Source organism: Pseudonocardia nigra, from assembly GCF_019396355.1.
GTDB lineage: Bacteria > Actinomycetota > Actinomycetes > Mycobacteriales > Pseudonocardiaceae > Pseudonocardia > Pseudonocardia nigra.
On the sequence record NZ_JAHKRK010000278.1, the window covers coordinates 1 to 8,352 of the forward strand.

General features: G+C 75.6%; 7 protein-coding genes and 3 pseudogenes. 8 read left to right on the plus strand and 2 right to left on the minus strand.

The features are described 5' to 3' along the window. Positions 1–247 precede the first annotated feature (247 nt). Positions 248–1,298 (plus strand): annotated as a pseudogene (locus KME75_RS37475) (NAD-dependent epimerase/dehydratase family protein). Here the strand turns inward: KME75_RS37475 and KME75_RS37480 are convergent. Then, positions 1,285–2,637: a hypothetical protein gene (locus tag KME75_RS37480; RefSeq protein WP_308283431.1), complete on the minus strand. Its 1,353-nt coding sequence runs from the start codon at positions 2,635–2,637 to the stop codon at positions 1,285–1,287. The pseudogene KME75_RS37475 and the gene KME75_RS37480 overlap by 14 nt on opposite strands. A 114-nt stretch (positions 2,638–2,751) precedes the next feature. Here KME75_RS37480 and KME75_RS37485 point away from each other — a divergent pair, with 114 nt between their 5' ends. The 7 genes and pseudogenes from KME75_RS37485 (at position 2,752) to KME75_RS37515 (ending at position 7,519) form a co-directional block, all read left to right on the plus strand. Further along, positions 2,752–3,405 carry a glycosyltransferase family 2 protein gene (locus KME75_RS37485; RefSeq protein ID WP_219419688.1) on the plus strand — a complete coding sequence of 218 codons (654 nt, stop codon included), beginning with the start codon at positions 2,752–2,754 and terminating at the stop codon, positions 3,403–3,405. Further along, complete coding sequence (locus KME75_RS37490) at positions 3,402–4,070, plus strand: TIGR04282 family arsenosugar biosynthesis glycosyltransferase (RefSeq protein ID WP_219419689.1); 669 nt, start codon at positions 3,402–3,404, stop codon at positions 4,068–4,070. The genes KME75_RS37485 and KME75_RS37490 overlap by 4 nt, the downstream gene beginning before the upstream one ends. After that, complete coding sequence (locus KME75_RS37495) at positions 4,067–4,696, plus strand: class I SAM-dependent methyltransferase (protein ID WP_219419690.1); 630 nt, start codon at positions 4,067–4,069, stop codon at positions 4,694–4,696. The genes KME75_RS37490 and KME75_RS37495 overlap by 4 nt, the downstream gene beginning before the upstream one ends. Beyond that, positions 4,689–5,966, plus strand: a complete 1,278-nt coding sequence (locus KME75_RS37500; RefSeq protein ID WP_219419691.1) for a molybdopterin-dependent oxidoreductase — start codon at positions 4,689–4,691, stop codon at positions 5,964–5,966. The genes KME75_RS37495 and KME75_RS37500 overlap by 8 nt, the downstream gene beginning before the upstream one ends. Position 5,967: 1 nt before the next feature. Beyond that, complete coding sequence (locus KME75_RS37505; protein WP_219419692.1) at positions 5,968–6,492, plus strand: hypothetical protein; 525 nt, start codon at positions 5,968–5,970, stop codon at positions 6,490–6,492. A gap of 234 nt (positions 6,493–6,726) precedes the next feature. Continuing rightward, a pseudogene (locus tag KME75_RS37510) lies at positions 6,727–7,028 on the plus strand (NUDIX domain-containing protein); the annotation flags it as partial. Between the two features lie 68 nt (positions 7,029–7,096). Next, positions 7,097–7,519: a hypothetical protein gene (locus KME75_RS37515; protein ID WP_219419694.1), complete on the plus strand. Its 423-nt coding sequence runs from the start codon at positions 7,097–7,099 to the stop codon at positions 7,517–7,519. Positions 7,520–8,074: 555 nt separating this feature from the next. On the opposite strand, the pseudogene KME75_RS37520 reads toward KME75_RS37515, so the two are convergent. Next, positions 8,075–8,230, minus strand: a pseudogene (locus KME75_RS37520) (ATP-binding protein); the annotation flags it as partial. Positions 8,231–8,352: the final 122 nt, after the last annotated feature.

Here is an 8,352-nt window from a genome sequence, read left to right on the forward strand (position 1 = left end):
GTCGCGGTGTCCGGTCGGGCAGCAACGGCTCCAGCCGTGCCCACTCCGCGTCGGTCAAGTCGTGGCGATCAAGCACAGAAGAGATCTACCGCAGCCGACCCGCATGATCCACGGGACACGCTCTAGCGCGAGAGGCCGGTCCACGAGTGAACGATAGGCGGGAACGGGGGCGGCGTGGCGACGCCGTCATCGCTTCGTAAGCGGCTCGGCGGGCAACCGCACCGGCGCGCGGCTAGCGTGCCCGGTCGTGCGGGTGCTGGTCACGGGTGGTGCGGGGTTCGTCGGGTCGCACGTCGCCGATCTGCTGCGGGCGCAGGGCGATGACGTGCTGCTGCTGGATGCGCTGCTGCCGCAGGCGCACGGCGCGGGTGCTGCGGCGGGCGACGACGTCGTGGTCGGCGACGTCCGGGAGCGGGCGGTGCTCGAACGGCTCCTTCCGGGGGTCGACGCGGTGTGCCACCAGGCGGCGATGGTGGGGCACGGCATCGACCCGTCCGACGCCCCGGGCTACGTCGCGCACAACGATCTCGCCACTGCCGTGCTGCTGGCGGCGATGCATGCGCACGGGGTGCACAGGCTGGTGCTGGCCAGCTCGATGGTGGTGTACGGGGAGGGCCGCTACCGGTGCCCGGTACACGGCGTGGTGGCCGCCGCGCCGCGCCGGGCGGTGCACCTGGACGCCGGGCGGTTCGAGCCGCCGTGCCCGCGCTGCGGGCGCGAGCTGGAGCCGGGCCTGGTGCCCGAGGAGGCGCCGCTCGACCCGCGCAGCACCTACGGCGGCCACCAAGGTCGCGCAGGAGCACCTGGCGTCGGCCTGGGCGCGGCAGACGGGCGGCTCGGTGTGGGCGTTGCGCTATCACAACGTCTACGGGCCCGGCATGCCCCGTGACACGCCCTACGCCGGGGTCGCGTCGATCTTCCGCTCGGCGCTCGAGCGAGGGGAGGCGCCGCGCGTGATGGAGGACGGGCGGCAGCGCCGCGACTTCGTGCACGTGCGCGACGTCGCCCGGGCGAACGCGCTCGCCCTGGCCACCGCCGCCGCCGACGGCGCGCTGGTGCCGGCGAACGTCTGCTCGGGCGAGCCGCACACCGTGGGCGAGCTCGCGGCCGCGCTCGCCGAGCACGCGGGCGGCCCGGCGCCGTCGATCGTGGGCGGCGCGCGGCCGGGCGACGTGCGGCACGTCGTCGCCGACCCGGCGCGGGCGGTGCAGCTGCTCGGCTTCCGCGCCGCCGTCCGGTTCGCGGACGGGGTCGCCGAGTTCGCGCACGCGCCGTTGCGGGGTGTCACCACACGGTGAGCAGCAGGTGGTTGGTGAGCAGCGCGAGCCCCGCCTGCGCGGCCAGCCACCCGCGGGCGTGCGCCCGCGGCAGCAGCGCGGTCGCCGCGAGCGCGAAGACCGCGAACGGCAGCCAGATCCGCTCGACCTCGCCCTTGCTGAGCCCGGACACGTCGGCGACGAGGATCGCCGCGACGCCGGCCGCGGCCAGCGCGGCCACGGCCACGGGCGCGGCGCGGCGTGCGGCGGCGAGCCTGCGCAGCCCGGCGAGCACGGCCGGGCCGATCACGAACATCAGCGCGGCCAGGTTGGCCCAGACGAAGTAGGCGTACGGGCGGCTCTCGGCGATGCTCGCGGCGTAGATCACCCGGACCCGCTCGAAGCCGGTCCACCACCAGAAGCCGGCGAGCGCGAACGCCCCGACCACCGCACCCGCCCCGGCCGCCGCGAGCAGCACCGGGCGGACCCGCCGGGTCAGCGCCACCACCGCGAGCGCGGGCAGCGCGCCCAGCGCCAGCCCGTAGGACAGGTACAGCGCGGAGCCGAGCAGCAGGCCACCGGCCACCGCGGCGAGGTCGGCCCGCGGGCCGTCGCGGGTGGCGCCCACCGCGAGCAGCGCGACACCCCAGGCCAGCACGCCGGCGAACAGCCCGTCCGCGGACACGCCGACCCAGACCGCGCCGGGGAACAGGACCGCGAACGGCAGCATCGCGCGGGCGGCACCCGCCGCGCCCAGCGCGCGCAGCGCCACCGCCACGGCCACCCCCGCCGACGCCCCGACCAGGATGCAGAGCAGCCCGGCGGGCCCGCCGCCGCCGAGCCCGATCCGGTCCAGCCAGACGAAGATCAGGAACGCCCCGGGCGGGTGCGCGCCGACGTGCGTCGTCCAGTGCACGGCCTGGTCGGTGAGGATGCGGTCGGCGAACGCGGCGAGCATCGTTCGGACGTCGGTCACCCGCGGCACGTCGTGCAGGTACTCCTGGTCGGTGGTCAACCGGGCGACGATGCCGGTGCGGTAGCCGTCCACCAGCGCGAGCGCGGTCGTCCACAGCACCGCCGCGGTCCACGCGGCGAGCAGCAGCGGCCGCCAGGGCAGCCGCTCGGCCAGCGCCGGGCCCCGCAGCACGACGACAGCGGCGGCGACGAGCGCGGGCACCGTGCCGGGGCCGGTGTGCGGCGCCCAGGACGCGAGCAGCGGCGGGAAGCCCAGGAAGAGGTCCACCCCGGCGGCGACGAGGCGCCTGCCCACCAGGGCGGCGGCGACGACGAGGGCGACGCCCGCGAGGACGACCAGCAGGTCGGGACGCAGGGCCCGGGCGCGCGCGCGTGGCTCGGCGGGGGGCGCGGCGCGGGCGATCACGGCCGCACGGTAGGTCACCCGGCGGCCGCGGGCAGGGCGATGGAACCGGAACCGTAAGGGATCGGTCACCTCTTCGGCGGTTATGGCGGCGGCCGTTTGGGGTAGGAACGTCTCATGATTGACGTGGACGTCGTCCTCCCGTGCCTGGACGAGGCCGAGGCGCTGCGCGGGGTGCTGCGCGCGCTGCCCGCGGGCTGCCGGGCGCTCGTGGTGGACAACGGCTCGACCGACGGCACGCCCGACGTCGCCCGCGGGCTCGGCGCCACCGTGGTGCACGAGCCGCGCCGCGGCTACGGCGCGGCGGTGCACACCGGCCTGGAACGGGCCCGCACCGAGCTGGTCGCGGTGCTCGACGCGGACGGCTCGCTGGATCCCGGCGCGCTGCCCGAGCTGGTGCGCGCGGTCGCCGAGGACCGCGCCGACCTGGCGGTCGGTCGCCGGGTGCCGGTCGCCCGCGGGACCCGGCCGTGGCACGCCGGCGCCGCCAACGCGGTGCTGGCCGCCGTGCTGCGCCGCCGGGGGCTGCCGGTGCACGACATCGCGCCGATCCGGGTCGGCCGCCGCGCCGACCTGCTCGCCCTCGGCGTCACCGACCGCGGCTTCGGCTACCCGCTCGAGCTGCTGGTCCGGGCCGCGGACGCGCGGTGGCGGGTGCACGAGGTCGACGTCGCCTACCGGCCGCGGGCCGGCGGGCGGTCGAAGGTGTCGGGCTCGCTGCGCGGCACGCTGCGCGCGGCCCGCGACATGGCGGCCGTGGTGCGCGCATGACGGGGCGCGTGCTGCTGCTCGTGCTGGCCAAGGCGCCGCACCTGGGCCGGGTGAAGACGCGCCTGTGTCCGCCCGCCGACCCGGAGCAGGCCGCCGAGATCGCCGCCGCGGCGCTGCTGGACACCGTCGACGCGGTGCGTGCGGTGCCGGACGGCCTGCCGGTGCTCGCCCTTCGCGGGAAGCTGGCCGGGGCCCGGCGGGCCGACGAGCTCGCGGCGGCGCTCGACGGCGTCCCGACGCTGCCGCAGCGCGGCGACTCGCTCGGCGAGCGCATCGCCGCCGCCCACGCCGACGCCGCGGCGCTGTCGCCCGGCAGCGCGGTGCTGCAGATCGGGATGGACACCCCGCAGGTGCACGCGGCGCTGCTCGAGCGGTGCGTGCGCACGCTGCTGCGCCGCGGCACCGACGCGGTGCTCGGCCCGGCCGCGGACGGCGGCTGGTGGGCGCTCGGGCTGCGCGACCCGCACGCCGCCGCGGGGATCGCCGCGGTGCCGACCTCGCGGGCCGACACCGCCGCCCGCACCGCGGCCGCGTTGCGCGGCGGCGGGCTGCGCGTGCGCGGGCTGCCCGAGCTCCGCGACGTCGACACCGCCGCCGACGCGGTGGCCGTGGCCGCCGCGGCCCCCGGCGGCCGGTTCGCCAGCGCGGTCCGGGAGCTGACGTGACGGGCGGCTTCGACCCCGCGCTGGCCGGCGCCGCGACGGGCCTCGAGCTCGCCGACGGCCGCCGCGTGCCGCTGCCGGTGCGGCGCTGGCGCGCCGCGGCTGCCGGAGCCGACCACTGGATGCTCGACCGCTGCGCGGGGCCCACGCTCGACCTGGGCTGCGGCCCCGGGAGGCTCGTGGCGGCGCTGCGCGCGGCGGGCGTCCCGGCGCTCGGCGTCGACCACTCGCACCGGGCGGTGCGGCTGTGCCGGGAGCGCGGCGCGCCCGCGGTGCGCGGCGACCTGTTCGCGCGGCTGCCGGGGGAGGGCGGCTGGCGGCACGCCCTGCTCGCGGACGGCAACATCGGCATCGGTGGCGACCCGGCCGTCCTGCTGCGCCGGGCCGCCGCCCTGGTGGCGCCGGGCGGCAGCGTGCTCGTCGAGACGGCGGGCGACGGGCTGTGGCGCGGCCGGGCCCGGCTGCTGGGCATCGGCGCGGGTGGCGGCGGCCCGTGGTTCCCGTGGGCAACGGTCGGCCTCGCCGCGCTGCCCGCCCTCGCCCGATCCGCCGGGCTGCGCGTCGCCGGCGCGCTGCACTGCGGCGAGCGCGGCATCGCCCAGCTCGTGCGGGACGCCGGTCATGGCTGAGCGGCGGCCGCCGGGGCCGTTCCGGCCGCAGGCGTGGCGCAGCCCGTTGCGCGGGCCGTGGCTGACGTCGGTGCTCGGCGCGGTGCTGCTGGTCGGGATGCCGATCCTCATCGTCACCGGGCTGCTGTCCTACGTCGCGTACGGGCCGCAGTTCGGTCAGGCGCTCCCGCCCGACGTGGGATGGCTGCGGCCGCCGACCTTCCCGTGGCCGACGCGGCCGGTCTGGCTCTACCGGCTCAACCAGGGTGTGCACGTGGTGCTCGGCCTGGTGCTGATCCCCGTGGTGCTGGCGAAGCTGTGGTCGGTGATCCCGCGGCTGTTCGCCTGGCCGCCGGTGCGCTCCCCGGCGCAGGCGCTGGAGCGGGCGTCGCTCGCGCTGCTCGTCGGCAGCATCCTGTTCGAGATCGTCACCGGCGTGCTGAACGTGCAGTACTACTACGCGTTCCCGTTCAGCTTCTACACCGCGCACTACTACGGGGCGTGGGTGTTCATCGGCGCCTTCGTCGCGCACGTGACGATCAAGCTGCCGGCGATGCTGCGCGGGCTGCGCTCGCGGTCGCTGCGCGCGGAGCTGCGCACGCCGACGAGCGAGCCCGAGCCGCCCGACCCGGACGGCCTGGTCGACCCGGACGGCCTGGTCGCCCCCGACCCGCGGCCGGCGACGATGAGCCGCCGCGCGGTCCTCGGCCTCGTCGGCGGTGGGTCGCTGCTGGTCGCGGCGGTGACCGTCCCGCAGCACGTCGACGGCCCGCTGCGGTCGGTGGCGCTGCTGCTGCCGCGCGGGCTGCGCTACGGCGAGGGGCCGAACGACTTCCAGGTGAACAAGACCGCCGAGGCGGCGGGGATCACGCCGGCGCGGACCGGGGCGGGATGGCGGCTCACGCTGCTCGGCGGTCCGCGGCCCGTCGAGCTGGACCGCGCCGCCCTCCTGGCGCTGCCGCAGCACGACGAGACCCTGCCGATCGCCTGCGTCGAGGGCTGGTCGACCACCCAGACCTGGCGCGGGGTGCGGCTGCGCGACCTCGCCGCCCTCGCCGGGGTGCCGCGGCCCGCGTCGGCGTTCGTGGCGTCGGTGCAGGAGACCGGGCCGTTCCGCAGCGCCGTGCTCGCCCGTAACCAGGTGCTCGACCCGAAGTCCCTGCTCGCGGTGGGGGTCAACGGCGCCGAGCTGAGCCTCGACCACGGATTCCCGGCCAGGGTGATCGTTCCGGCGCTGCCCGGGGTGCACAACACCAAGTGGGTCGGCTTGATCGAGTTCCGGGCGGTGTGACGTGCGCGCGTTCTACGGGGCACACCCGCTGCACCTGCTCGCGCTGCTGGTGACGTTCGCCGTCGCGGGCCACGCCGGGCTGCGGCTCGCGGACGACCCGACGCTGCCGGGGATCCTGCTCTGGTTCGGCGGCGCCGTGGTGGCCCACGACCTCGTGCTGTTCCCGCTGTACGCACTCGCCGACCGGTCGCTCGTCGCCGCGCTGCCCGGCAGGCGCCGACCGGTGCCGCCGCGGGCGCCGGTCCTGAACCACGTGCGCGTGCCCGCGCTCGCGGCCGGGCTGCTGTTCCTGCTGTTCTTTCCCGGCATCCTGCGGCTCGGCACACCGACGTTCGCCGCGGCCACCGGGCAGACCCAGAGCCCGTTCCTCGAACGGTGGCTGCTGCTCACCGCGGCCCTGTTCGCCGCGAGCGCCCTGGTCTACGCGATCCGGCTCGGCCGGGCAGGCCGAGCGCGGCCGGCGGCGAAGGCAGATCCGCCGACATCCGAACGAGCGGTGGATCGGCGACGCGGGCGCCGATGGTGACCCACCCAGTGTGCCCGGCGGCGATTGGATAGCGCCGCCACGAGTCGCCGCGCTCGGACGTGCGCGATGCGGACGATGTCAGAACAGGACGCGGAGTGGACTTCGACGGCGGGCGACGGCAAGGTTCTGTCCCGCCTCGGCGTGCGGCGCTTCAGGAAACCGGCTCTGAACACGGGACGCTCGGTCGGCATCCCGCCGCTGCCGACGGAAGCCTGCTCGTCGTACGTTGCCGCCGTGACCGAGGAGCGCGGAGCCTGGCGGACGTTCGGTGAACGGACGGTCTACGACAACCGGTGGGTGCGGTTGGGGCTGGTCGACGTGGAGGCGCCGGATGGTCGGCGGTGGGACTACCACGTGGTGCACCTGGCGCGGATCGCGATCGCGTTGATGGTGAACGACGCGGATGAGGTGCTGATGTTGTGGCGCGGTACCGGTTCGCGACCGAGCAGTGGGGCTACGAACTGCTCGGCGGTCTGGTGGACGAGGGCGAGGAGTCGGCGGCGACAGCCGCGCGCGAGGCGGCGGAGGAGTCCGGATCGGGCGCACCGCCGATGGCGCCGCCGTCAGCACCAACGCTCGCGAGATCGGACGCAGCGGACCACCGTTGTTGCGGGCGTGGCTCGCCGCCGCTCACGGCGAAGCACTCGCGGCTGACAGCGCGCAGGACGCGAGTCTGCGCGCCTTCGCCGACGCCGAGCAGCTCCTCCCCCGCGCACCCGACCGTGACGAGGACGGGCCGTACCTCGCGCTCGATCCCGTGCACCTCGCACGCTGGCGCGGACACGCACTCGCCCGGTTCGGTCGCCCCGATGCGGTCGGAGTTCTCACCGATGCACTGGCGGCGCATGACTCCGAGTTCAGCCGCGCGGAGGCGTCGCTACGGGCTGACCTCGCCCTCGCCTACCTCGCCAACGACGAGCCCCGCGCCGCGCGCGAGCAACTCGCAGCCGCCGACGCCATCGCGCAGGCGGTCGGCTCCGCCCGTCAGCACCGGCGGCTCAGCATCGTCGCGCGCACGGTTGCATAGCTTGCTTCCCGTGGTGCCGGACGTGGTGCGAAACCCTGCACCACGACGCCCATGGTGACCACATCAGCAGAACCGACGACACCAAAGCAGCAGGTCACAACCACTGTCCACGCCGTGCAAGCCACTTCTAATCTCTAGGTCGCAGGTTCGAGTCCTGCCGGGGGCACCAGCGGCACTTGACCAGCGTCTACAGAAACGCCGGACGATCTCCCGGCCGGGAGACCGAGAAACTGCGGCTCCCGGTACCCGCTCCTGACGCGCCTTCACGCGTCCGTCTCATCCGCGCGTCGTGGGGACGGGAAGGCGCGACCTCGTGCTGAGTCTCGAGCTGGAACCGCCCGACACGAGAAAAGGTGCGCCCTCAGCCCTCAGCCTTCTGATGCCAGACCCGCGTCTTCGGGGCACTACTGACCGCAGCCTTACCCGCCCTCCGCCTCTGCCGTGACTTCGTCCTCCAGAGAAGTCGCTGCTTCTCTTCGTCGAGGCGGGTGATCATGTCAACGGCACGCGAATCTTGACCCCCTGGCGGCATTTGAAAACTGACCCCCTGGTTGGTCATGTCTCGTCGGTGGTGGCCGCGGGGACGCGGCCGAGGTCGCGGTCTTTGAGCCGGTAGCTGTCGCCCTTGAGGGCGATGACCTCGGCGTGGTGCACGAGGCGGTCGATCATGGCGGCGGCGACCACGTCGTCGCCGAACACCTCGCCCCATCTGGAGCTGGCACTTGTTCACCCGACCGGATTTTGCCTGCGACCTGGCCGTAGCGGTCCTTCCTGGTCGTCGTTGGTCTTCGCGGTGGCTCGCTCGTTCTCCAGGTGCTGCCTTGAACTTCGAG

Coding starts and splice junctions, on each gene's coding strand:
- KME75_RS37485 (WP_219419688.1), top strand. CDS start 2,752: ATGATTGACGTGGACGTCGTCCTCCCGTGCCTGGACGAGGCCGAGGCG.
- KME75_RS37490 (WP_219419689.1), top strand. CDS start 3,402: ATGACGGGGCGCGTGCTGCTGCTCGTGCTGGCCAAGGCGCCGCACCTG.
- KME75_RS37500 (WP_219419691.1), top strand. CDS start 4,689: ATGGCTGAGCGGCGGCCGCCGGGGCCGTTCCGGCCGCAGGCGTGGCGC.